The organism is Cerasibacillus sp. JNUCC 74 (assembly GCF_053667775.1).
Window position 1 is genome coordinate 1,365,552 of sequence record NZ_CM132207.1, and the last position, 23,627, is coordinate 1,389,178.

Here is a 23,627-nt window from a genome sequence, read left to right on the forward strand (position 1 = left end):
CATTTCAAGAATAAATTTACGACTGCATCAGAGTTTAACTTTTTATTTTAATAAAAAAGATGTTCAAAAAACGGTAGCATGACATATAGAACTTCACCGTTACTTGAATATCTAACTTTATCCAGCAGGTAACTGGCAGTAAGACCTGCCCTTCTATGGGTGAAAGTTAAGGAGTTATCCAACAGCAGTCAAGTGTCCAATTCTGTTCAGAGACATTTAGATCACACCCTTACGGTATAGCAATAATCAGCCGGAACTCTGTACTAGAACGCAATTTGATTAATGTTGTATATACAATGTTTAACAATTATGCATTTACATGATTTGAATTTTTAGAGTGTTCTGGGCTAATTTAGAAAAAAGATATGCTATATTAGAGAAAGACTTATCATCTAACGAAAAGATTCTACCCTCCTTCCTAATGTAGAACTGCCTACGACCAATAGAATAAAAGGATAATTTTATAAAAGAGAGGAGAGTAAGGCTGGATTGGAAATAAAAGAAGAAACCGAGCAAAAAAAAGTATTTTATCGAGTGATCATAGTGACAGGAATTATCGTTGTGGCATTTAATTTACGCCCTTCTATTACTTCTGTCGGGCCGCTTATTGGTACAATTCGTGATCAGCTAGGATTGTCCAATTGGAGTGCAGGAATGCTTACTAGCCTTCCTCTCATCGCATTTGCTGTTATGTCGCCATTGGTTGCAAAATTAAGTAATCGATTTACAAATGAACAGGTCATGCTTTTAGGGTTATTTATTTTATTTATAGGGATTACGTTACGAAGTATGACAATAATTAGTTTATTGTTTGCGGGAACATTACTTATTGGCTTAGGAATAGCTATATGTAATGTATTATTACCGAGTGTTATTAAGGAAAAATTTCCAATGCAGGTCGCGTTGATGACTAGTATCTATTCAACCACTATGGGTATATTCGCTGCAACTGCCTCTGGGTTAAGTGTGCCGATTGCTGAAGGACTACATTTAGGATGGCAAGTAGCTTTAATTGTTTGGGCAATACCTGCTTTATTAGGGATAATTGTTTGGATATATTTAGCAAAGCAATCAACCGATCATTATCGGGTGTCTTATCAACCTATTATTGAACAAAAGCAAATATGGCGTTCTCCTTTAGCGTGGCAAGTTGCTGCTTTTATGGGGTTTCAATCTTTTTTATTTTACGTTACTATTTCTTGGATGCCTGAAATTCTTCAAGCCTATGGAATAAGTGCGGCAGCTGCTGGTTGGATGCTATCTTTTCTTCAATTTATTGGTTTACCCGCAAGCTTTATTGTTCCTGTATTAGCAGGTAAATATCGTTCACAGCATGGCATTGTATTAGCAATGGGATTATTTTCTATTATAGGTTATACTGGTTTATTACTAGGAAAATCTAATATTGTGATGGTCGTTAGTATTATTCTGATCGGTTTTTCATTAAGTGGTACATTTGCTCTTGCTCTGACACTACTTGGTATGCGAGCTCGTAATGGGAAGCAAGCAGCACAATTATCTGGGATGGCTCAATCGTTTGGGTATGTTCTCGCAGCTATCGGTCCATTTTTAGTAGGCTATTTATATGATAAAACGCAAACATGGGATATTCCATTACTTACTTTGATTAGTGTAGCGATCATTGTTGTTGTTTTTGGTTTTGGGGCAGGGAGAGATAAGTATGTATTCGACGAATAAGAGTAATGATGCTAGGGTTCCTGTGAATAATGCAATAAAACTCAATAAACAAAAGCCATATGGAATTAGTGATTTTTATTTTTGGAAAATCACGCTTAGCTTAGCATTGGCCTCTTTTTTTATTTTTGCTACGATGTATGCTGTTCAGCCACTGCTTCCAGTATTTGTAGAAGAATTTGACATTAGTGTTTCTGTTTCCAGTCTTTCGATGTCCGCAACCATTTTAGGATTAATTATTGGATTGGTTGTTTTAGGGTTTTTATCTGACCGTATTGGAAGAACGGTGTTTATTAAACTATCTTTACTAGGTTCAATTTTACCATTTTTACTTATGCCCCTTACAGAAGTTTTTGCTTTGCTAGTTGGACTTCGATTGATTCAAGGCTTTGCACTTGCAGGATTACCAGCGGCAGCGCTTGCTTATCTAAATGAAGAAATTGATCGTAAAAGTGTAGGTGTAGCTACTGCTTTATATATTTCCAGCAATGCACTTGGCGGCATGGTTGGAAGAGTGGTAGCTGGTTTTGTAACAGATATTATGTCATGGCAGGTTACTTTTTATGGTCTTGCTGTGGTAGGAATTATCATTTTAATTCTTGTTCATGTAATGTTACCAAATTCAAAAAAATTTCAACCAAGTAACTTGCCGTTTCGTAAAGATATAGATGGTTTTATTTTTCACCTCAAAAGTCCGTCATTATTAATTGTGTTTGGTCTGGGAATTGTTTTACAAGTATCGTTTACAGGAATATGGACATATTTGCCGTTTTATATGCAAGAGGAGCCGTTTTCTCTCTCTTTACAGTCAATTTCCTATTTGTTTTTTGCCTATGGGTTAGGAGTTATCGGATCACCATTTGCTGGATGGCTTTCTAGCTTTTTGGGCTTAAGAAAGGTTCGGATAGCTGGTATAACGGTACTAACAATAGGTATATTGATTACGTTGAATAACTCTTTAATTGGTATTGTTATTGGGCTATGTGTCAGCTGCCTTGGATTTTTTACTGCACATTCGTTGACAGCTACTTCGGTAAGCGAAACAGCTACCCACCATAAAGGAAGTGCTTCAAGCTTATATTTAGTATCTTATTATATTGGTGTATCGCTAGGGAGTACAGCTTTAGCACCGATATGGGAAAAATTTCACTGGCATGGATTAATCCTATTTCTCGGTGTTTTGCCTGTGCTATATGTAATGCTTGTAAAGCTTTTTCAATATTTAGGTGTTTGTTCAAAGAGGAACTGAACATGCTTTTGGAGAGTGGAATAGTTGATTTTCAGGGATATCAGAAATATGCCAATAAAGAAAACTCGGTTGGCGTCAAGCTTTCATGCAGAAGATGGAACTAGTTCCACTTATACTTCATTTTTACAACGTCGATACTTCTTCTGCGTTAAATTTTATCCCGCTTCTAAGTTTCCGTAAGACTCCCACTTCAAGAGTTATGAGATTACGAAGAAGTCTAAGTAGGACATAACGGCACCTAAATGCTTGATTGGTTCAAAGGTCTTTAGGCCATAACTCTGCGGTACTAATATTTAATAGGGATGAAGGAAAAGTCCTACTGAATGAAGTTTCACTTTATACATTCAAGTGTACGAAGAATGGCGATGTATCATATTTGACGGACTTTTGAGCATTTTCTTAAAATAAAAATCTATAATAAAGGAGTATTAAATCATGTTAAAGCACTTACTTTATGAATTGGTCGGGTGGATTTTTACTGGAATCGGAGCTTATTATATTTATGAAGATCCAACATTAATTCTTCCTTATATTAGTTTAGTTATTGGACTTGCTTTAATTATATTTCATCTGCCGAAAAGCTTGCGAAAAAAATCTTAAGTGTTTTAAAAAGATAAGTTAACTACTTATTCTTTCTTTTTTATAAATTTCAGCTTGAGAAAGTGCAATGATTAATCAAAAAGTATCTGTAATAAGTGGGGATATATAGGGGGAATAAGCTCAATTAGAAAAGGGCTGGGAGATAAGCAAATACTAAATAGTACAAACGGAACAATTCATTTATAATTGTTCCGTTTGTTTGTGTTTTAAAAACACTTGACTTGTCGCCAAGTGTTTTTCTTATACGATAAAGTGAAACTTCATTCAGTAGGAGTTTGCTTCCATCTCCTACTGAATGTTAGTACCGCCAGGGTATAACCTAAAGTCCCCTAAACGAATCGGGCATTTAGGGGCCGTTTTCTCCCACTTAGACCTTTTGTATCAACTCAAGATTTTGAAGTGGGAGTCTTACGGCACCTTACATGCGGGATAAAGCTTAAAATTTTATACTTTACTATCATACAAGGAAGATTTATTGTTCATTTTTTAATCAGCTGTTTTAGTTTTATCCCAGCCTCGAACTTTCTTGATAAAAAAATTATACTCGTTTCTATACGCTGGATAATTCTTTTCAAAGTAACTTCTCGTTTAGCTCATGCGCCCCAGTGCCTAGCTAATTTCCATTTTATTCCTTGTGATTACAATAAGTTAACATCAGATCCTGACGTCGCTATATTCATTAACTAGACATTTATATCATCGTAAAAACGTTCATCGAATTATTTTACAAAATCAGGAACTTCATTAATATTTATTCCCCAAAGTATAGGAAGTAAGAAATAAATAGCTACTGTTACAAGAACGATGCCAATTAAATTCAAGACCAGCCCGGCCTTTGCCATATCAGGAATACGTAAATAACCTGATCCAAAAACAACTGCATTCGGCGGAGTAGCGACTGGAAGCATAAATGCACAGGATGAAGCTACGCCTGCTGCAATCATAACAACAAATGGATGCACTCCTAACGCCACTGCAAGTGCTGCCATGATTGGATACATCATATTAGCTGTTGCAGTATTAGAAGTAATTTCTGTTAAGAAGATAACTACGCCAGTAACCACTAATAAAACGATGAAAATATGAATGCCTTGTAAAGTTGTTAACTGTTTACCAATCCATTCTGACAAGCCTGATTGCGTAAATCCGGCTGCAACCGCTAATCCACCACCAAATAATAATAAAATACCCCATGGTAGCTTTACTGCCGTATTCCAATCCAGCAAAAATGTATCTTGCTTATTTTTAGATGGAGTGATAAATAAAACAATTGCTGCTACCATTGCAATAATCGCATCATCAATATTCGGGTTGATTTTTACGAGGAGAAAAGACCTTGTTATCCAGGCGATTGCTGTTAGAATAAATACTGTAAAAACAGCCTTTTCTTCAGCGGAAGGTTGACCAAGTTTTTGCAATTCCTCGGTAATGACTCTTTTACCACCTGGAAGTTGTTTTAAGTTTAGTGGGTATGCCATTTTAACTAAATAAAACCAGATAAGAATAATGAAAATCCAAGCAACCGGCACTCCAAATAACATCCACTTGGCAAACGAGAGATCGATGCCATACATTTCTTTAATAACCCCAGCTAATGCAGCGTTCGGTGGGGTGCCAATTAATGTAGCAATTCCACCAACTGATGCTGAATAGGCAATTCCAAGCATAAGTGCTTTTCCAAATGCAAAATTCTCTTTCGATGTATCGATCGTGCTATCATCTTTTAAGGCATCAGAAATTTGATAAATGATAGCTAATCCAATGGGTACCATCATCATAGCTGTTGCTGTATTGGATATCCACATGGACAGAAAGCCCGTGGCAATCATAAATCCAAGAATGATTCGATTCGTATTTGTTCCGATAATTGAAATAATCGATAGTGCGATTCGGCGATGTAAATTCCATTTTTCCATTGCTAGCGCTATCATAAACCCGCCCATAAACAGAAATATGGTATCGCTTCCATAAGAAGATGTAGTTGTGCCAATGTCTAGTCCACCTGTTAAAGGAAATAAGATAATTGGTAATAATGAAGTGGCTGGAATAGGTATCGCCTCTGTCATCCACCAGATCGCTATCCAAATCGTACTAGCCAAGACAGCTAAACCTTCCTGTGATAGGCCTTCAGGAGAATAAAACAATAAAGTGATTATAAACAATAATGGACCAGCAATCAACCCGATTAATTGCCCTGGTTTATAATTACGGTTGTTTCCTTTCTTATTGCTGTTTCCTGTTAGAGTATCTGAAGGGTCTATCGACCTACCGGTAGATAATCTAGAGGAATTAGGTTTAACAAAAAATGTAAATAATGTTTTTGCTTCGTCATGTTTTTTCCACAACCAATCCCAAGTTGTCGAAATCATGTATAGTCCCCCTTTGTTTTCCATAACTACAATTATATTCATAGATTCCTAGTAGAGCAAGGAATGATAATATTATTTTCGTTAAAAACGATATTGTAGTGTGTTTAACATAAAATATTATGACACACAGATAATGATAAAACAATAATTATACATCATATTTAGGTATTTTAACCTAAAAATATTACATCATTATTAAAGTCTAAAAAGAAAAATTATTAGCGATTTAAGTTTATAAAAAAGTTTTTTACGTTTCTACCATCATGTTTTGTAGAAAATATGATATGATTTTCTCAAAGCATTTTAAAGGAAGGGTAGTTTATGAGTTTTTTTATTCAACCAGTCGGCGACTCTGCCATAAAAGTACTATTCAAAGAAGAAGTTTCAGAAAAATTAAGTAATACAATTCAAGCTTTTTGTAAAACTTTAGCTAATATAGAAATAAAAGGAGTGACAGAGTGGGTTCCGGCTTATAACTCTGTCACAATCTATTATCAACCTATTCATATATCTTTTTTAGACTTAAAGAGCACTATTAAACAAATTTTTGACCGGTTAGCTGTTCAAGATACAATAACGTTTCGAATAGTAAAAGTACCAGTACTATATGGAGAAAAATATGGTCCAGATTTAGAGCGAATAGCAACCTTCCATAACTTAACAACGGATGAAGTGATTCAAGTGCATCAGCAACCAGATTATCTTATCTATATGCTTGGTTTTCTTCCTGGGTTTCCTTATTTAGGTGGGCTAGATAAACGAATAGCTACTCCACGATTAGATGAGCCACGTTCACTGGTAGAAGCGGGTTCAGTTGGAATAGCACATGAGCAAACAGGCATTTATCCGGTTTCTTCACCAGGCGGATGGAATATTATTGGAAAAAGCCCTCTCCGATTGTTTGATCCAAAAAATGAAATAATGCCATTTTTATTTAAACCTGGAGATCGAATTCGTTTCTATGCAATTACAGTCAAAGAGTATGAAGACATTTACCATCAAGTAATGGCTGGTATGTATTCACCAAGTATAGAGGAGGTAAAAAGATGACAATTATTGATATTAATTGTGACATGGGGGAGAGCTTTGGAGCATACACGATTGGTGCAGATGAAGAAATGATGGATTTGATTAGCTCTGCTAATATTGCTTGTGGAATGCATGCAGGCGATCCTAATGTGATGGAACAATCCGTGCGTTTAGCTAAACAAAAAGGAGTAAGTATTGGAGCTCATCCTGGTTTTCCTGATTTATCTGGTTTTGGAAGAAGAATGATGGATGTAACGGAGGAAGATGTTTACCGACTTATTATCTATCAAATTGGTGCTCTACATGCTTTTTGTGTTATTCACGATGTGCGGATGAATCATGTGAAGCCGCATGGAGCTTTATATAATTTAGCTGCACGCAATTATCGTGTTGCAAAGGCGATCGCAAAGGCTGTTTATGATTTCGATTCTTCACTTATTCTAGTAGGATTGGCAAATAGTGAAATAATTACTGCCGGGAGAGATGTTGGCTTAACCGTTGCTGCGGAAGCATTTGCCGACCGTACCTATACTTCAAAAGGTAAACTCATTCCAAGAAGTGAAGAGGGTGCATTAATTGAACGAGTGGAAGATGCGGTTCAGCAAATTAAAAAAATGGTTTTTGAGCATGAGCTGCGAGCTGCGGATGGTACTTTAATTCATATGAAGGCAGATACAATATGTATTCATGGTGATAATAAAGCTGCAGTTACGTTTGCTCGAAAGCTTCGTATGATGTTAACAAACGCAGGGATAACTATCTCCAGCTTATCCCGTATGTAAGACACTGTATTTTTCTTATTTTTAATGTCTTTTTACACTATAGAAAAGTATAAAACTTTAGGCTTTATTGCATAGGAAAAAATATCGTTTTCGCCATAAAAGCTTGGCGACAAGCCAAGTTTTTCTAATCTTAAACAACCATGTGAAAGAAACGACGCCTAAATATCCCCGATTCGCTCGGGTCACAGAACTAGAAAAGCTTCGACAGCAATACACCGTGATTTTTCGAAGGATAAGAAAGACTTCTTGAATAGACATCACACACAGAAAAAGTACTTTCCTTTTTCATGGACGCCTGCGAACTTAACCTTTCTTCTACTGTTTTAAGAAGCAAAGCGTTCCTTGAATCAAGCTTACTTTATGAGGACAAGTTCGTTCACGAGCACAAGGAGGGATACAACGATGAGTGAACAGCCATTATTTTATGTACATAAATCAGGAATTTACACATCATTACAAGATCTTGGGCGCCACGGTTATCAGCAATTTGGTGTACCAGTGTCAGGAGCTATGGATCGATATGCTTTGCAATTAGCAAACATATTAGTAGGGAACAAAAGGAATATGGCGTGTTTAGAGGTTACTTTAGTCGGTCCAACGTTAGAAGCGCTTCGAGAATTGAATATTGCAATTACCGGAGCTGACTTACAACCAAAGATAAATTCGACAGCTGTTCCGTTATATACGACACTTACAATGAAGAAAGGTGACACACTATCTTTTGGTGGCTATCGAAATGGAGTTCGATCGTATATTGCTATTGCCGGAAAGTATGATAGTCCTTCTTTTTTCGGTAGTCAATCTGCTGATATGCAAACAGGTCTTGGCCATATTCTGGAAAAGGAAGAAACAATTTATGGATCGGTAAGAAAGTTAAAAAACAGAATTAGCTTATCTCCCGAATTACAACCTGTTTATCAGCAGTCCATACAAGTAGGAGTCATTGAAGGCCCACATTTTCATTGCTTTTCCAACCAAACAAGAAAAGATTTTTTTAATCAAACGCATACGATTGGTGCAAATTCCAATCGAATGGGATATCGCTTAGAATCTCCCTCCATTAAAATAATGAAACATGCTGATAACTGGACAGACGCTGTACCGTTTGGCGGGATTCAGGTCCCTCCAAATGGGCAACCAATTATTTTGATGGCTGACCGGCAAACAACTGGAGGCTATCCAAGAATTGGTACAGTTATGACTGCTGACTTAGCTAAAATCGCCCAGCTTATGCCAAAAGGAAAAGTGAGGTTCTATCCAATATCTATAGAAGAAGCCCAACAAAGGCTGATTGCGATTGGAAAGCAATTGCATCAATTAGCCATTTTTCGAGAAGGCCTAGCTTAAAAATAAAAAAGGTGGGGGGAAAATACTATAAAAAAGCTGCTTTTAACAGGATTTACTTCTTTTTTGTACTATAGGAAAGTATAAAATTTTAGGGTTTATCCCGTATGTAAGGTGCCGTAAGACTCCTGCTTCAAGACTTGAGTTGATACAAAGGGTCAAAGTGGGAGAAAACGGCACCTAAATGCCCGATTGGTTCATCTAGCATTTCTTGGGAAAAGCATTCAAGAAATGAAGTTTCACTTTATCGTATAAGAAAAACGATAGCATTCGCCATAAAGACTTAGCGGCAAGCCTAGTTTTTCTAAGATAATCCGATTAACCCGACAATGAAAATTGTTCAAGATATAAATGGTGCACATCTAAATGGCTACGCGATTATTGGGAAGGTGCTACCAGTCGATTTTAATCAATCTGGTAAACAGGTGATTGAGTATATAGAAGAAATTAACCCCAATGCTATTATTTCGCTAGGTTTAGCAGCTGGAAGAACAGCAATAACGGGAGCGAATTGCAATAAATTGTAATGACGGCGAAAAAGATAAGCAAAGGTACCGGCCGCAAACTGAGGAGATCTTTGAACATGGATGCAGATGACTATTTCTCTACATTGTCAATTCAACAAATGATTGAGTCTTTACCAAAGGCGAAGTTACCAGCCAGATTTTCCAATACTGCAGAACATATCTTGTAATAATGCGATGTATCCTGTCTTGCATTACTTATATGAGAAACGTTTACGGTTGCCGGCTGGTTTTATTCATATTCTGGCGTCTCATGAACTTGCAATGGAAAAAATACCTAGTTGGTCAGAAGTGGATCTGGTGGCTGCAGTTAAAATTATTATTAAATGTTTGGAATGATAACATGATTTAGTAAAATCCTTGATGATAAAAGGAGTGGTTTAGAAGAAACCTGCTATTAACTATCGAACTTTAAATCTCTTAAAAATTGTTAATAAAAACTTAACAAAATCCCTAGTTCTCCTTCGTTGCTTCGTTTGCCGAAATAGTTTAAAATAGCCTAGGTACGAACATAAGATAGCGGGTGATAATATGCCGAAACTAATTTGGTTGCTTGTGATTGCAACTACTGTAAATGTTACTGGGGCATCTTTTTTATGGCCTTTAAATACGATATATATGCATAATGAACTCGGTAAAAGTTTAGCTTTTGCAGGGTTTATTTTAATGTTTAACCAGGGAGCATCGATTGTAGGAAATTTAATTGGCGGCGTAATGTTTGATAAGTTTAGTCCTTATAAAACAATTCTCTATGGTACGGGATTGGCCATCATGTCATCTATTATAATGGTGTTATTTCATCGGGACATCTTATTCTATTCTACGTCCCTCGTGCTAATCGGATTTGGATCTGGAATAACGTGGCCAGTAATGTTTGCGATGGCAGGATCACTTTGGCCGGAAGGAGGAAGACGGGCTTTCAATGCCATTTATGTAGCCCAAAACTTAGGGGTTGCCCTAGGAGCAACGATTGGCGGTTATGTTGCCAGTATATCCTTTGACTACATATTCATTGCAAATGCCTCATTGTTTACAGCATTCTTTTTAATAGTTTTATTTACATTTAAGCGAATGGATCAAGCGAAGGATAGACAGATGCATACTACTGTTATAAATCAGCATCGGAAAATTGAGGATAAACGTGCTTTTATTGCTTTAATGATTTTATGCGGCGGCTTTTTAATCACGTGGATTGCTTACAGTCAATGGCAAACAACTATTGCATCGTATACACAGGAATTAAAAATTCCTCTGGAGCAATATAGTTCTTTATGGGCTATCAATGGTTTCCTTATTGTTTTAGGTCAACCTCTGATAAAATGGATTACGGGGAAAATAACTTCTCAGAAAAAGCATATATATCTTGGAAATACAATTTTTCTTATTTCCTTTGTAATAGTCTTAATAGCAGATAAGTTTAGCATGTTTGCTATTGCTATGGTAATCTTAACAGTGGGAGAAATGCTAGTGTGGCCTGCCGTTCCTTCCTTAGCAAATGAATTGGCCCCACAGGGACGAGCGGGATTTTATCAAGGAGTAGTTAACAGTGTAGGTGCAGCTGGACGTATGGTTGGTCCAGTATTAGGTGGACTTATTGTAGATGCATTTAATATGGAGCTTTTATTCTTCACACTGTTAGCTTTATTATTCATTCCTTATATCACTACATTTGCTTATGATCGGGGTATTGCGGGAGAAAGAAAAACGGAATAAATGGAGGATACGACATGAATCAACCTAAGAAGGACATAAAATTAATAGCATTAGATATGGATGGTACGTTATTAACAAAAGATCATGAAGTGACGCCAATTACTCGCCAGGCAATTGCTGATGCAATGGAGAAGGATATTCACGTAGTATTGAGCACAGGACGCTGGCTACAATCTTGCTATCCATACGCAGAATCGTTAGGCTTAGAGTCTTATCTGATCACAGTCAATGGTGGTCAAATTTGGACAAAGGATAAGCAACTATTGGAGCAGCATACACTCCCAGCTGAAAAATTAGAAAAAATGTATCATTTGGCAAAGGAGCTAGGAATGTCTACTTGGATGATTTCAACGGATGACATGTATCGTAATTGCATACCTGAAGATGTTCATGAACAGCAATGGTTGAAATTTGGCTGTGAATCCCATAATGAGATTATTTTAGAAAAAATGTTAAGAGAGCTTTCCTATATAGAAGGCTTAGAAATCACTAATTCTTTGCCGACAAATATGGAAATAAATCCTGAAGGCGTCAATAAAGCTCAAGCATTGCAAAAGGTTTGCAATAAAATTGGTATTACGATGAATGAAGTAATGGCTGTTGGCGATAGTTTAAATGATATAAAAATGATTCAGCAGGCGGGCATTGGCATTGCGATGGGGAATGCTCAAGAAGCAGTTAAGAAGGCTGCAGATTTTGTAACAGATACGAATAATAATGATGGAGTAGGAAAGGCAATTAAACGCTTTGCTTTATAAATTTTAAAGAGGCTGGGGCAAAACCCAGTAAGTAACAAAATAAGCGTAGTACCCACCATAAAACGGAGAAGGTACTACGCTTGTTTTTGTTTTTAATATTTTTATTTTAGTAAATAAAAAGGACACCTTTTGCTAAAATTAAAGTTGCCACACAATAATTTTCGGAGTTGTCCCTATGTTTAAACATTATGCCGTGAATGATTTGGTGGAGAGTATCCTCAGACGAAGCATTCAATAGCTTTTTGCACGACATTGGTTGTCTAACTTATCATCCACGACGATAAACTGTACCCCACATTATTGCAATATGTATAAAATACCAATATTAGGCATATGATAAAAATGAAAGAAAGAATGTCATAAGTCTACATAAGCCAATTAGTTCTCCCTCCAATTAATTATTTGGTGATGAACAAAAAAATGTGAATAAAACTTCAATTATCTTAGCAAATTTATTTGCTCCTAGAGATAAAAATTCTTACGGATAGCTAAGATTGTAACGTTCTTTGAAAAACGGTGATGTATCGTTATTGACGTTTTCCTTGTCCTTAAAAAAACCCGATTTATCGCTTTCAACCGTTCTCTTGTCCACCTGAACAAAACGGGAATATTTAGGTACCGATATCACAGCACTGTGTCATTTTAATTCAAAACCATTAAAGAAATAGAGTTACTGTCACTTTTACATGGAGGATTAAAATTTCACTCGCGCCGTCTTAGCTTAGGAGCAAAACTTTATATCTTCTAATAACGTACGATGAAATTCGAAGTGTTATTTTCACCGAATATTTTGAAAAGCCTCTTATAAGTATGATTATCCTGGTATTGTAATTGTTACAGAACTTTCTTTCTTGCAAGAAAAGGCGTATAATAGATATATTATAGGAAAGGAGATGCTATCATGTCATTTTCACGCGGGCCAAAAGAACCGGTTCCAGAAGTGGAGACTAATATTTGGTCATGCACGAACGACGATTGCCAAGGATGGATGAGGGAATCGTATAGTTTTGAGGAGGAGCCTACATGTCCACTTTGCCATTCCTCCATGAAAAAGGAGATACGTGTTCTCCCGGAAATAAAGTAGCATACCACTCAAAAGTAGTATCTCCGGATTATATTACTCGGTGCTTCTAGCTCTTGATTTTATATCAAGGGCTTTTTTGCACGTTAAGAAAGTACTAAAGTTTTAGAAGGAATTGAAATAAAAATGGAAAATAGCCCCATATCTAAGGTGCCCCTCCAAGCTCTTCATCAATGAAAAAGATTTGCTTCATATAACACGCTTAGCCAATGGTTTAATTAGCATAATTTAATTTTCATCACATACTATAAGGTAACGCATATTGGTGGAAGAAATGTAAATGGTTAGTTATACTCTGACAGCAAATGATCATTTGTTTTTTCTTCCATGTAAATGTTCGTGAAAGGGAGGAGAAAGTTTAAATGAGGTATGCGAATCCTAACTCATCAGAAGCAATCGTTCACTTTAAGAAGAAGTATGATAATTTCATCGGAGGAGAGTATCGTCCGCCAGTTAACCGACAATATTTTGAGAATGTCAGCCCAGTTACCGGTGAAGTGTTTTGTGAAGTTGCTCGATCTACAAAAGAAGATGTAGAATTGGCATTGGATGCTGCTCACAAAGCAAAAGAAGCGTGGGGGCAAACTTCAGTAACAGAGCGTGCATTGTTACTGAATAAAATTGCTGACCGAATGGAAGAAAATTTGGAGCAACTTGCCGTAGCTGAAACATGGGATAATGGAAAGGCAATTCGGGAACCATTAGCAGCAGATATACCATTAGCAATTGATCATTTTCGCTATTTTGCTGGGATAATCAGAGCACAAGAGGGCGGCGTCAGCCAAATTGATAAGGATACCGTGGCTTACCATTTTCATGAACCGTTAGGAGTAGTTGGGCAAATTATTCCTTGGAACTTCCCATTATTAATGGCAACTTGGAAACTAGCTCCTGCATTAGCTGCAGGAAATTGTGTAGTACTGAAACCAGCAGAGCAAACTCCTGCCTCTATTCATGTTTGGCTTGATATTGTTAAAGATATAATTCCTGCAGGTGTGGTGAATATAGTTAATGGGTTTGGTTTAGAAGCAGGTAAGCCGCTAGCCTCCAATAGCAGAATTGCTAAAATAGCCTTTACCGGAGAAACAACAACAGGTCGTTTAATTATGCAATATGCTTCTGAAAATATTATTCCGGTTACATTGGAACTGGGAGGAAAATCTCCAAATATTTTCTTTGCTGATGTGATGGATAAGAACGACGGGTTTTTAGATAAAGCCGTGGAAGGTTTTGTGATGTTTGCACTGAATCAAGGTGAAGTTTGTACTTGTCCCTCTCGGGCTTTAATCCAAGAGTCCATTTATAATGAATTCATGGATCGGGCATTGGAGCGGGTGAAGCAAATTAAGCTCGGTCATCCATTAGATATGGAAACGATGATGGGAGCTCAAGCATCACATGAGCAGATGGATAAAATTAAGTCTTATTTGGATATTGGAAAGCAGGAAGGCGCTGAAGTTTTAATTGGTGGTGATGTTCGTAAATTAGACGATGAAGAGTTAAAGCGTGGCTATTACATCCAACCGACGATTTTTAAAGGTAATAATAAAATGCGCATTTTCCAAGAAGAAATTTTTGGACCGGTACTTTCTGTTACAACGTTTAAAGATAAAGATGAAGCTTTAGCGATTGCTAACGACACATTATACGGGCTCGGTGCAGGAGTATGGACAAGGAATATTAATACAGCCTACCGTTTTGGAAGAAATATTCAAGCGGGTCGTGTATGGACAAATTGCTATCATCAATATCCAGCCCATGCTGCTTTTGGTGGTTATAAAAAATCAGGGATTGGCAGAGAAAATCATCTAATGATGCTTAGTCATTATCAGCAAACAAAAAATCTTTTAATAAGCTATAGTGAGGATCCAACAGGACTATTTTAATGTGCATAAAAAGGGGGATTATATGGCTGAACGAGTAACAGCGACGAAGAAGGCGCTGGAATTAATAGAGAAATTAAAAAACATGCATGGAGATTTAATGTTCCATCAATCTGGGGGCTGTTGCGATGGGAGCTCACCAATGTGCTATCCTAAGGGAGAATTACGAGTGGGCGATTCGGATGTCTTTTTAGGAAGCATAGGGGACACACCTTTTTATATTTCGAAAGATCAATATGAATACTGGAAACATACGCAACTGATTATCGATGTTGTAGATGGCAGAGGAGGGTTGTTTTCTTTGGAAGGCCCAGAGAGAAAACGATTTCTTACTAGATCGCGTGTGTTTACAGAAGAAGAGTGGAAAACTTTAAATGAACAAGCGTAAGCGCTCAAATAGCGATGCGATGGTAAACTAGAGAACTTCTGGTGGGATAACGTGAAACTTTACCCCGCATGTAAGCTGCCGTAAGACTTCCACTTTAAGAGCCGTTTTTCTCTTAAAGTGCGCCAAATCATAAGCATATTTTTCATGAGAGAAATACGGTTCCTTAAATTCGAGATAAAAAACATGTCTCTAAAACAGGAGTATGTCGAAGCCGGAGCGGCAAGTCCACTGTTAGTCGGCCTACCTTTAGATTTGAACCAATGTTGATTGATCACAGGAAGGAGACCGAAGTTTGCTTTGAGCACATGAGTAGAAGACAAGTTCTTACAAATAACATATGCATCGTGTGAGACAGATAACGTATTCTTTCTTAGACAAGAACAGATGGTTATGCATATTCAGTGCGTAACCATCTGTTAGGTTTTTAGGCTAAACAATCGACTTGGCAACGCTCAAATTTTTGTCTCGTTTCTTTCATATACTGGTCGATTATTCTTTTAATTTATTTAGAATTTCGATCGCTTTTTCCGTTGAATAGCTGCTTTTTCCTTTGGTTTTTTCAATCATAAGAGAAACAATGATATCTTCATCTTCGGTTGGGTAGCCTACAAACCAACCATTTTCTTGTCCATTATCGTCGCTTGACACCTTTAATTCCGCTGTACCTGTTTTTCCTGATACCGGGAATTTTGCCTGCTTGCCAGCTGTTTTTGCCGTTCCACTTACTACTACATCGCGTAAAGCATCTTTTATAACCTCTGCTTGATCAGCAGACAAAAGATCTTCCTTCCAAATTTGTCCTTTCTTTTCATTCGCTAACAAGGTTGGCTTCAGCATATTTCCTTCATTTAAAAATGTAGAATAGGCGATTGCAAGGTGGAGGGAGCTCATTTCTAATTCGCCCTGTCCATAGCTTGTGTTTGCTAGTAATACTTCATCCTCTAATTTTCCGGTGGCAGAAATAGATGATGTTGTGATCGGATATTCATATGGAAAATCTTCTCCCAATCCAAATTGCTTTAAACCTTTTTCAAGCGCTTTAGACCCCATTTTAACGGCTTGCATAGCGAAATAAATATTGTCAGAACGGACGATAGCATCGTGTAAATCAACAGGACCATTTGATTCAGAAACACGAGTAACTTTATAATCTCCCCATCCTTTACCATTGCTCCATTTTAGTCCCTTTATATTTAGACCTTCCTTTGGATCAATCGTACCATTTTTCATACCAATGGCTGCTGTAATTGGTTTTAATACAGACCCAGGTGCGTATGTAGAATAAAAACGATTTAACAATGGATTTTTTGGATCATCTTCTAGTTGCTTCCAAATATTCGGTCTTGTTCCATATAATATTTCATTTGGATTAAAGGACGGGCTGCTTACTAAGCCAAGCGTTTCACCTGTTTTTGCGTGAATAACAGATACGCTAGCCATATCGCCATTTAAAATGTCGTATATTTTCTCTTGGATATTTATATCAATTGTTAACTTAATATTTTCCCCATTTTTACCTTCTTTTTCAGCAAGTAACGTTTCGTCTCCTTCATTTACAACGAGGATTTTAACTCCTTTTTCCCCTCGTAATTGCTCTTCGAATAGTTCTTCAAGTCCCCGCTTACCAATCATATCACTTGAATCATAGCTCCCTTTTTTTTCCTTTATATCCTCTGAGGTAACTGGGCCAATGTAGCCTACTAAAGTGCTGGTAGCAGCACCACCAGGATAGATACGACCGGATGTTTCTTGTCTGGTAACACCTTCAATGGTTACAAGCTGATTCCAAAGCGTTTCATCTGTTTTGGTGATTTTTGCAATAGGGACAAATAAATTAGGCTTTACCCAGCCTTCATTTAATTTCTCATCTATCGTATCAACAGATAGTCCGAGTAATTCTGCCATTCTTTGTTTACTCTGTTCAGGGTTTTTCCCTAGCTTTTCTGGAATGATACCAACTTCATAAATAATATCATTCATCGCTAAAGGCATTTCATTACGGTCACGAATCTCCCCGCGAATTGGAGGAGTCGTTTTAATACGAAGCTCTCCGCCATCTTTCATTTGTGGAAAAATAAAACCCGGATCCCAATCAATATACCAGTTTTTATCATCATCTGTTCCTTCCTGTACCAAACTTGCTTCATAATCAAAAGAAATAGGACCGGCAATCGTTTTCATGCTAACTGTAAATGGTAACACTGCTTTTCCATCATCCATCGCCTTTTTTACGGATTTTTTACTTAGTTTCTTGAAGTCGATCTTCAAATCTGAAACCTTTATATCTTTATAAATTTTTTTGAATCGATCAACAAATACTTCTTTTTTAAATGTTTTTCTTGATGTTTTACTTAGCATTTGGTGCATTTTATCAAAATCCTGATCATTCCAATGGTTTACATAGCTAGAAAATCGTTCGTTTGGTGTGGGTTCCTTGTTTGAGCAAGCAACTAACAATGCCATCAAAACGACAACTGCAATAACTAATACTTTTCTCATAGTAACCCCCAGAAAATATGTTGTATACGTCAAGTAACATGGACTTTTTACATCCATGTTACTATTTTTGTCTTCCTTACTTGGCATTCATATGTTGTTTAATCTCTGTAGTAACACGATTAAATTCTGAATTTGGTACCACGTAATACCAGATACCTCCAATGGTTTGTCCGCTGCCACTAATTTCTATCGTAGAAATATTGTTTCTTGTTCCACGGTAATCACTGAAAAGGGTTTGCATATTATCCATGTCCAAGTTTGTTTTTACATTATCACCAAGAATGTTAAGGATATCTCCTACTTTTGTAATGCTGGAGAAACGGGCACCTTTTTTGATGGCAGCAGTGATTACTTCACGCTGTCGCTCATTTCGTCCAAGATCACCCTTTGGATCGTTTTTTCTCATCCGAATGTAGTCAAGTGCCTGCTCTCCATTTAAGCTGATTTCCCCTTTTGGAAAGTCAGACCCCCCTTGAGAGAAAGCTGTGTTATTAACTACAGTAACCCCTCCCAATGCATCTATGCCTTGTTTAAAGCCTTCCATATTTACTCTTGCATAGTAGTGTACTGGTATATCAAAATTATCTTCTACTGTTTGCATGGCAAGTTCTACATCTCCAAAAGCATATGCATGATTTATTTTATCCTGTCCTCTTCCTGGAATAGTAACATATGTATCTCTTGGAATGCTTAGCATTTTCATAGCATTTGTTTTGGGGTTTAGTGATAATAGAATCATGGTGTCCGATCTCCCTTTATCACCGCTTCGTTCATCAACACCAAGTAATAAAATGTTTACTGCTTTTTTTCCTTTGAAAATGGCTTCCAGTTCTTTTTGTCTCTCGGGATCATTATCCCTGGACAAAGGATTATGCATCGTTTCTACTGTATTGCCGATCTGATTCCAAAAATAAAAAATAGCTCCTCCCAATGCAAGTAAAAGAACAAGTATTATTCCGCCAAACCAATAAAACCATTTTCGTTTTTTCTTTCTTCCAATACGTGAGTCCAATTTTTTCACTCCTATACACGCCTGTTTATTTTTAGCTTGATCAGAAACGTTGTACCATTGTTTTTTCCTTTTGTTGTAAAGATCATCTCCATTTGTCGATACAAAGGCTTATTAATACTTAACAATTTGTTTTAAACAGCCGTAATTTGTAAATATTCGTCGCAATATATAAGTAATTACTTTTTTGATTATATCTAAAATAGTTCTTTTCGTCTATGTTTCATCAACTTAATCAAGATATAAAAAGCGATTTTGAAAAGGCGTGTTCATCTTATTTTTACATTTTACATATGAACAGAAATCTTTAAAAAGCCCAGTTGCTTGATGATGCTAATGGAAGGAGCTTGCTCTTTCAATAAAATTAAATCACCTCTTTAATCTTACTCATATTCAAAATTCCTCCTTGTGTTCTTTATTATAATGTGTAGCTATTCTTCCCATTTTACGAATTTCAATCAGCCCCTCCTCCCCTATTTAGGATCGTTTGTTTTCCATTACTATCTTTTAAAAACAGGTTCGGTTGAAACTAATATAAAATTCTTGTAGTACTAAGGATTTTTATTGGTGAAGTTCTACCCGCGTCTATTAATATACAAGCGATCTTAATCAAGAACATTTTTTTATAAATTTAAGTAAATTAAAGCAAAAATAAGAAAACAAGAGGGAAAACGTTCTCAATAACGAAAGTAAGTGATTTTTCGGGTTTTGCATTTGCGAGGCAGAATAATATACTTTAGTTGTTGTTCGTTATATAAAACGATAAAGAGCTTAGTAACGAACAAAACATTGCTACATATTTAGAGAGGAGGATAGAAGTATTTTCTGGCTTTCGCAATTGTATTAACAAAATAATACTAATTTAAATTAGACAATTATACTGGGAGGAAAAATAATATGAAATTAAAAAAGAAACTAGGAATGGGAATAGCTACTGCAGTTTTGGGTATTGGATTAATCGGAGGAGGAACTTTCGCATATTTTAGTGACCAAGAAGTGGTAGAAAATTCATTTGCAGCTGGAACATTGGATTTAGGAGTAGATCCGACCATTGCTTTTAGCGTTGATAATTTAAAGCCGGGAGATCATATGACAAGATCCTTCAAAATGACGAATGAAGGAACATTGGATATTGGAAAAGTATTAATGAATACTAGTTTTTCTGGAACGGAAGACTTTGAAGATCATTTAAAGGTAGACTTTTTACAAAGTGATGGTAAGGTAATTGAAAGCTTGAGTGGAAAAACAATTGCTGAACTTAGTGAAGTCAAAGACCAAGATATTACTCCAGGATTTTGGACTTGGTGGCCACTTGTTCAAGAGGGTAAAGGTATTCCTCTAGGAACGGAAGACACGATCAAAATAAAAGTTACATTTGTTGACAATGGTCAAGATCAGAACCATCTGCAAGGAGCAAATTTAGACGTTAACTTTACATTAGATGCGCTGCAAACTGAAGGAGAAGCGAGATAAAATAGGAAATTGATAAAAAGTGGAGGTAAAAATACGTCCTCCACTTTTTATTCTTGCTGGAAGAAGGCGAGGTAAAAGGTATGGATTTAAAGAAAAAATTAGTTTTAAGTATGGCTACAGCAATGTTAGGAATGAGTTTAATAGCCGGAGGTACGTATTCTTATTTCAATGATAGTAAAGAAACAGACAACACCTTTACAACAGGTATTTTGGATTTAGGTATAAATAAAGAATCTATTATTAAAATGGATAATTTAGTTCCTGGAGACACAATCAATGAACATTTTGAATTAACCAATGACGGCACGATCGATATCAAGGAAGTGCTACTTCATTCTGATTACAAAATTATGGATAAACGTCAAAATAACAATGAAGATAATCTCGCCGATTATATACAAGTAGAGTTTTTACATCATGTAAATGAAAACAAAAAAGTAATTTTTAGCAAGAAGCTATCAGAATTGAAAAAAGAACCTATCCCGATATTGCAGCAGTTTCCAGCGGGTAGCGCTAAAGAAAAGTTTACAGTACGGTTTGAGTTTAAAGATAGTAAGGGTAGTCAAAATCACTTTCAAGGAGACTCTCTAAATTTGAAGTGGCGTTTAGAAGCCATACAACGTGATGGTAAACCTGAATTCATAAATGAATAACGGTTTAAGGAGGGAGTAAATCTCCTTCCTAAGTATTGTGATATATTTAAAAATTTAAAATCCAGCTTTATGTTTTTAAATATATCATGATACAAAATGATTTCTAAAGGTGGGATGAATGTGAGGAAACCAAGATTAAAACATGACCAACATAAAAACAAGCAGGGGTATTTTTGGTTGAAAATTTTATGCATTTGCTATGGTTTTGTTTTTGCTACTAGTCACTTAACTTCTTCAACAACCGCACATTTTAATGATGAGTTATCTCTAAAAGGCAGTATGGAAATAGGAAAGTGGCAAGAGGCGAAAGCAGGAACGTACTATCTTGAATTTCTCGATGACCGTTTACAAAACGTTGAAGCTTGTGAATCTACAATGTTAAAAGTTAAAGTCAAAAATAACGGTGATGGAGATATGATGGAGCCACTTACGTATGAAGTCATGTTTGCAGAAAAAGGAGATCCAATAGAACAAGGAAAGAAATTACCGCTTCGTGAAGGTGAAGGGAAAGTCTCTGCATTAGCAAAAGGGGAAACAGCAGAATTACAGATTAGTGCAAAACAGACTGGAGCATACTCATTTTTAGTAAAACAACAGGATGGAGAATTAGTATGGAGTAAGAAAATAACGGTGCAATGTAACGAACGTAGAACGAAGCGAGATGAAAATAGTCCTAAAGCTACAGAAGCAAAAGAAAAACCAGAGCAATCAGAAGTAGAAAGTAAAGATGACAAACAATTAAATTCCAATAACGATGTAAATAATAAATCAGACACAGAAAGCGATTCAGAGCAACAACAAGCTAATTCACCCAAAGCTGAACAACAGTCGACTAAATCACCTGATGCTCTGAAAAAGATGGAGGGAAAAAATAGATGATAAAAGGAAAATTAGGTAAGTGGTTAAATTGGATTGTTAGTTCTATATTGATGGTTACATTAATTGGTGTTGCCAGTCTAGTAATTGTAACGAAGTTCTCTGGAGGAGAACCAGAAGTCTTTGGATATCAAATAAAAACAGTTCTATCCGGTTCCATGGAGCCAGATATCCAGACTGGTTCTATTATAGCGGTCAAAACGGTTGAAGACGGGAGTAAATTTAAAAAAGGTGATGTAATTACATTTATGGCCGATAAAAATAAGCTGGTCACTCACCGAATTATTGATGTGAAGAAAACAAAGAATGGCGTTGCTTATACTACAAAAGGGGATAACAATAACGCAGCTGATTCTAATCCTGTTTTAGCTGATAATGTTGTGGGAGAGTACAAAGGAGTGACTATACCTTATCTTGGGTACGTTGCCAATTTCGCACAATCACCTAATGGAAGTATTTTCTTATTAATCGTTCCTGGAATTCTTTTACTTTGTTATGCTGGATTCTCGATTTGGCGAACTTTAGCTAAATTAGAAACAGTAAAAAAATCAGAGCATACAGGTTGACGAGAGGAGGTATAAGGAGAGGATTTATGAAGCATAAAGTCATTTTTACTTTTATATGTACCATAATTATTTTTTGTTTTAGTAGCAAGTACGATTCCATTGTTAATGCACAGGACGGGGTTGGATTGGAAGTAGATCCTGATTCCGTTTTGTTTGATGTAAATAATATGAAGCCGGGGGACTGGGCGTCAAGAGATGTAAAAATAAAAAATCGTGGAACCCAGCCATTTATGTATAGCATAAATGTAGAGAGTAGGGGAATGAAAAAGCTATATAATGAGTTGCAGCTTGAAGTTTTCATGAAGAAAAAGGAACTGTATAGCGGGGAGCTAAATAGCTTTACGAATATAAAAGCTAGACATTTAGCGCCAGGTAAGCAAGATAATATTACGGTTACGATTCGATTCCCTGAAGAATTAGGAAATGAGTATCAAGGCCTTGAGGCTGACTTCGCAATTATTATTATTGCAGAAGGAGAAGCGAAACAACAAGATGAACAAACGGTCATTGGGAAAATTGGTACTGACAAATACGATTTTGGTTCTAAACTCCCAAATACAGCAACCAATACTTTTGTGTATATTTTACTTGGTCTATGCTTAATAGGAATAGGGATATTTTTATACTTAGTCATTAGGAAATACAAAAAGATAAAACAACTGAAAATTTAAAATTGCCCCCATTTTTAAGCTAACGAATAATAATTTTTAATCTTGGACATTGTTTTAAAAGGCACTACAAAACTAGTTATAATACGACAAAATAAGCTAGACCTGAAACAGGAATAATATAGTATAATAGCCTTAAAGAGGAAATTAAGAAAGTACAATTTGGTAAAAATGACACATTGATTTTCATCGTAGGTTAACGCTAAAGTTAAGATAACGGGAGTGGAAAAAATGTGAAGTTCTATGTAGGAGCAACTGGGTAGTTTGCAATAAAGGCTTGGGTCATCTACATGTGGATAACTTTATTGAAAAGTAGCATCGTTAAGCTTATGTGCTCAGAGCTGTAGCAAACTTCAATCTTTTTCCTATGATAAGTCAACACTGGCTCGAATCTAAAAGAAGCCTAACAAAAAGCGGACTTGCCGCTCAGGCGTCGGCATATCCCTATTTTAGAGGCATGTTTCCTTT

The 23,627-nt window shown here is 36.4% G+C and carries 21 protein-coding genes; 18 read left to right on the plus strand and 3 right to left on the minus strand.

The annotated features are described in order from the left end of the window. Positions 1-489: 489 nt before the first annotated feature. The 3 genes from JNUCC74_RS05905 (at position 490) to JNUCC74_RS05915 (ending at position 3,544) form a co-directional block, all read left to right on the plus strand. Positions 490-1,698, plus strand: a complete 1,209-nt coding sequence (locus tag JNUCC74_RS05905; RefSeq protein WP_454067287.1) for a CynX/NimT family MFS transporter — start codon at positions 490-492, stop codon at positions 1,696-1,698. Next, complete coding sequence (locus tag JNUCC74_RS05910) at positions 1,682-2,944, plus strand: MFS transporter (RefSeq protein ID WP_454067288.1); 1,263 nt, start codon at positions 1,682-1,684, stop codon at positions 2,942-2,944. The genes JNUCC74_RS05905 and JNUCC74_RS05910 overlap by 17 nt, the downstream gene beginning before the upstream one ends. 435 nt (positions 2,945-3,379) lie before the next feature. Next, a complete protein-coding gene (locus JNUCC74_RS05915) occupies positions 3,380-3,544 on the plus strand; it encodes a hypothetical protein (protein WP_179104394.1) in 165 nt (54 codons plus the stop codon). 719 nt (positions 3,545-4,263) lie between these two features. Here the strand turns inward: JNUCC74_RS05915 and JNUCC74_RS05920 are convergent. Then, positions 4,264-5,913, minus strand: a complete 1,650-nt coding sequence (locus JNUCC74_RS05920) for an SLC13 family permease (RefSeq protein WP_454067289.1) — start codon at positions 5,911-5,913, stop codon at positions 4,264-4,266. A 321-nt stretch (positions 5,914-6,234) separates the two neighbouring features. Here JNUCC74_RS05920 and pxpB point away from each other — a divergent pair, with 321 nt between their 5' ends. The 10 genes from pxpB (at position 6,235) to JNUCC74_RS05970 (ending at position 15,415) form a co-directional block, all read left to right on the plus strand. Beyond that, entirely contained in the window at positions 6,235-6,963 is a 729-nt protein-coding gene (pxpB, locus tag JNUCC74_RS05925; protein ID WP_454067290.1) for a 5-oxoprolinase subunit PxpB, read from the plus strand. Then, complete coding sequence (locus JNUCC74_RS05930; protein WP_454067291.1) at positions 6,960-7,724, plus strand: LamB/YcsF family protein; 765 nt, start codon at positions 6,960-6,962, stop codon at positions 7,722-7,724. The genes pxpB and JNUCC74_RS05930 overlap by 4 nt, the downstream gene beginning before the upstream one ends. Positions 7,725-8,126: 402 nt before the next feature. Further along, positions 8,127-9,071, plus strand: coding sequence for a 5-oxoprolinase subunit C family protein (locus JNUCC74_RS05935; RefSeq protein ID WP_454067292.1), 945 nt, complete (start codon positions 8,127-8,129; stop codon positions 9,069-9,071). A gap of 314 nt (positions 9,072-9,385) precedes the next feature. After that, positions 9,386-9,595, plus strand: coding sequence for a pyroglutamyl-peptidase I family protein (locus tag JNUCC74_RS05940; RefSeq protein WP_454067845.1), 210 nt, complete (start codon positions 9,386-9,388; stop codon positions 9,593-9,595). 186 nt (positions 9,596-9,781) lie between these two features. Next, entirely contained in the window at positions 9,782-9,931 is a 150-nt protein-coding gene (locus JNUCC74_RS05945) for a hypothetical protein (protein ID WP_454067293.1), read from the plus strand. Between the two features lie 192 nt (positions 9,932-10,123). Further along, positions 10,124-11,305, plus strand: coding sequence for an MDR family MFS transporter (locus JNUCC74_RS05950; RefSeq protein WP_454067294.1), 1,182 nt, complete (start codon positions 10,124-10,126; stop codon positions 11,303-11,305). 14 nt (positions 11,306-11,319) lie between these two features. Beyond that, entirely contained in the window at positions 11,320-12,063 is a 744-nt protein-coding gene (locus JNUCC74_RS05955) for a Cof-type HAD-IIB family hydrolase (protein ID WP_454067295.1), read from the plus strand. A gap of 901 nt (positions 12,064-12,964) precedes the next feature. Continuing rightward, entirely contained in the window at positions 12,965-13,147 is a 183-nt protein-coding gene (locus JNUCC74_RS05960; RefSeq protein WP_077319970.1) for a cold-shock protein, read from the plus strand. Positions 13,148-13,506: 359 nt separating this feature from the next. Further along, on the plus strand, positions 13,507-15,030 hold the full coding sequence (gene adh, locus JNUCC74_RS05965) for an aldehyde dehydrogenase (RefSeq protein ID WP_454067296.1): 1,524 nt from the start codon (positions 13,507-13,509) through the stop codon (positions 15,028-15,030). Between the two features lie 22 nt (positions 15,031-15,052). Next, positions 15,053-15,415, plus strand: a complete 363-nt coding sequence (locus tag JNUCC74_RS05970; protein WP_454067297.1) for a DUF779 domain-containing protein — start codon at positions 15,053-15,055, stop codon at positions 15,413-15,415. Positions 15,416-15,904: 489 nt separating this feature from the next. Here the strand turns inward: JNUCC74_RS05970 and JNUCC74_RS05975 are convergent, their stop codons facing one another. Together JNUCC74_RS05975 and JNUCC74_RS05980 are read right to left on the minus strand one after the other, a co-directional pair. After that, positions 15,905-17,914 (minus strand): penicillin-binding transpeptidase domain-containing protein, encoded by a 2,010-nt coding sequence (locus JNUCC74_RS05975; protein ID WP_454067298.1) that lies wholly within the window; start codon positions 17,912-17,914, stop codon positions 15,905-15,907. Between the two features lie 76 nt (positions 17,915-17,990). Then, positions 17,991-18,926 carry an LCP family glycopolymer transferase gene (locus JNUCC74_RS05980; RefSeq protein ID WP_454067299.1) on the minus strand — a complete coding sequence of 312 codons (936 nt, stop codon included), beginning with the start codon at positions 18,924-18,926 and terminating at the stop codon, positions 17,991-17,993. 894 nt (positions 18,927-19,820) lie between these two features. Here JNUCC74_RS05980 and JNUCC74_RS05985 point away from each other — a divergent pair. From JNUCC74_RS05985 to JNUCC74_RS06005, 5 genes are all read left to right on the plus strand, one after another. Then, the gene (locus JNUCC74_RS05985) at positions 19,821-20,396 is read left to right on the plus strand and encodes a TasA family protein (protein ID WP_454067300.1); all 576 of its coding nucleotides are present in this window, start codon (positions 19,821-19,823) and stop codon (positions 20,394-20,396) included. A gap of 80 nt (positions 20,397-20,476) precedes the next feature. After that, a complete protein-coding gene (locus tag JNUCC74_RS05990; RefSeq protein WP_454067301.1) occupies positions 20,477-21,049 on the plus strand; it encodes a TasA family protein in 573 nt (190 codons plus the stop codon). 120 nt (positions 21,050-21,169) lie between these two features. Then, the gene (gene tapA, locus JNUCC74_RS05995; protein ID WP_454067302.1) at positions 21,170-21,928 is read left to right on the plus strand and encodes an amyloid fiber anchoring/assembly protein TapA; all 759 of its coding nucleotides are present in this window, start codon (positions 21,170-21,172) and stop codon (positions 21,926-21,928) included. Further along, positions 21,925-22,491 carry a signal peptidase I SipW gene (gene sipW, locus JNUCC74_RS06000; RefSeq protein WP_454067303.1) on the plus strand — a complete coding sequence of 189 codons (567 nt, stop codon included), beginning with the start codon at positions 21,925-21,927 and terminating at the stop codon, positions 22,489-22,491. The genes tapA and sipW overlap by 4 nt, the downstream gene beginning before the upstream one ends. Before the next feature lie 26 nt (positions 22,492-22,517). Then, the gene (locus JNUCC74_RS06005; protein ID WP_454067304.1) at positions 22,518-23,162 is read left to right on the plus strand and encodes a TasA family protein; all 645 of its coding nucleotides are present in this window, start codon (positions 22,518-22,520) and stop codon (positions 23,160-23,162) included. The last annotated feature ends 465 nt before the right edge of the window (positions 23,163-23,627 follow it).

Excerpts from the sequence above, each read along its gene's own strand:
- JNUCC74_RS05920 (WP_454067289.1), bottom strand. The coding sequence starts at position 5,913 with ATGATTTCGACAACTTGGGATTGGTTGTGGAAAAAACATGACGAAGCA.
- sipW (WP_454067303.1), top strand. The coding sequence starts at position 21,925 with ATGATAAAAGGAAAATTAGGTAAGTGGTTAAATTGGATTGTTAGTTCT.
- JNUCC74_RS05950 (WP_454067294.1), top strand. The coding sequence starts at position 10,124 with ATGCCGAAACTAATTTGGTTGCTTGTGATTGCAACTACTGTAAATGTT.
- JNUCC74_RS05990 (WP_454067301.1), top strand. The coding sequence starts at position 20,477 with ATGGATTTAAAGAAAAAATTAGTTTTAAGTATGGCTACAGCAATGTTA.
- JNUCC74_RS05930 (WP_454067291.1), top strand. The coding sequence starts at position 6,960 with ATGACAATTATTGATATTAATTGTGACATGGGGGAGAGCTTTGGAGCA.
- JNUCC74_RS06005 (WP_454067304.1), top strand. The coding sequence starts at position 22,518 with ATGAAGCATAAAGTCATTTTTACTTTTATATGTACCATAATTATTTTT.
- JNUCC74_RS05970 (WP_454067297.1), top strand. The coding sequence starts at position 15,053 with ATGGCTGAACGAGTAACAGCGACGAAGAAGGCGCTGGAATTAATAGAG.
- adh (WP_454067296.1), top strand. The coding sequence starts at position 13,507 with ATGAGGTATGCGAATCCTAACTCATCAGAAGCAATCGTTCACTTTAAG.
- pxpB (WP_454067290.1), top strand. The coding sequence starts at position 6,235 with ATGAGTTTTTTTATTCAACCAGTCGGCGACTCTGCCATAAAAGTACTA.
- JNUCC74_RS05935 (WP_454067292.1), top strand. The coding sequence starts at position 8,127 with ATGAGTGAACAGCCATTATTTTATGTACATAAATCAGGAATTTACACA.
- JNUCC74_RS05960 (WP_077319970.1), top strand. The coding sequence starts at position 12,965 with ATGTCATTTTCACGCGGGCCAAAAGAACCGGTTCCAGAAGTGGAGACT.
- JNUCC74_RS05915 (WP_179104394.1), top strand. The coding sequence starts at position 3,380 with ATGTTAAAGCACTTACTTTATGAATTGGTCGGGTGGATTTTTACTGGA.
- JNUCC74_RS05975 (WP_454067298.1), bottom strand. The coding sequence starts at position 17,914 with ATGAGAAAAGTATTAGTTATTGCAGTTGTCGTTTTGATGGCATTGTTA.
- JNUCC74_RS05985 (WP_454067300.1), top strand. The coding sequence starts at position 19,821 with ATGAAATTAAAAAAGAAACTAGGAATGGGAATAGCTACTGCAGTTTTG.
- JNUCC74_RS05955 (WP_454067295.1), top strand. The coding sequence starts at position 11,320 with ATGAATCAACCTAAGAAGGACATAAAATTAATAGCATTAGATATGGAT.
- JNUCC74_RS05910 (WP_454067288.1), top strand. The coding sequence starts at position 1,682 with ATGTATTCGACGAATAAGAGTAATGATGCTAGGGTTCCTGTGAATAAT.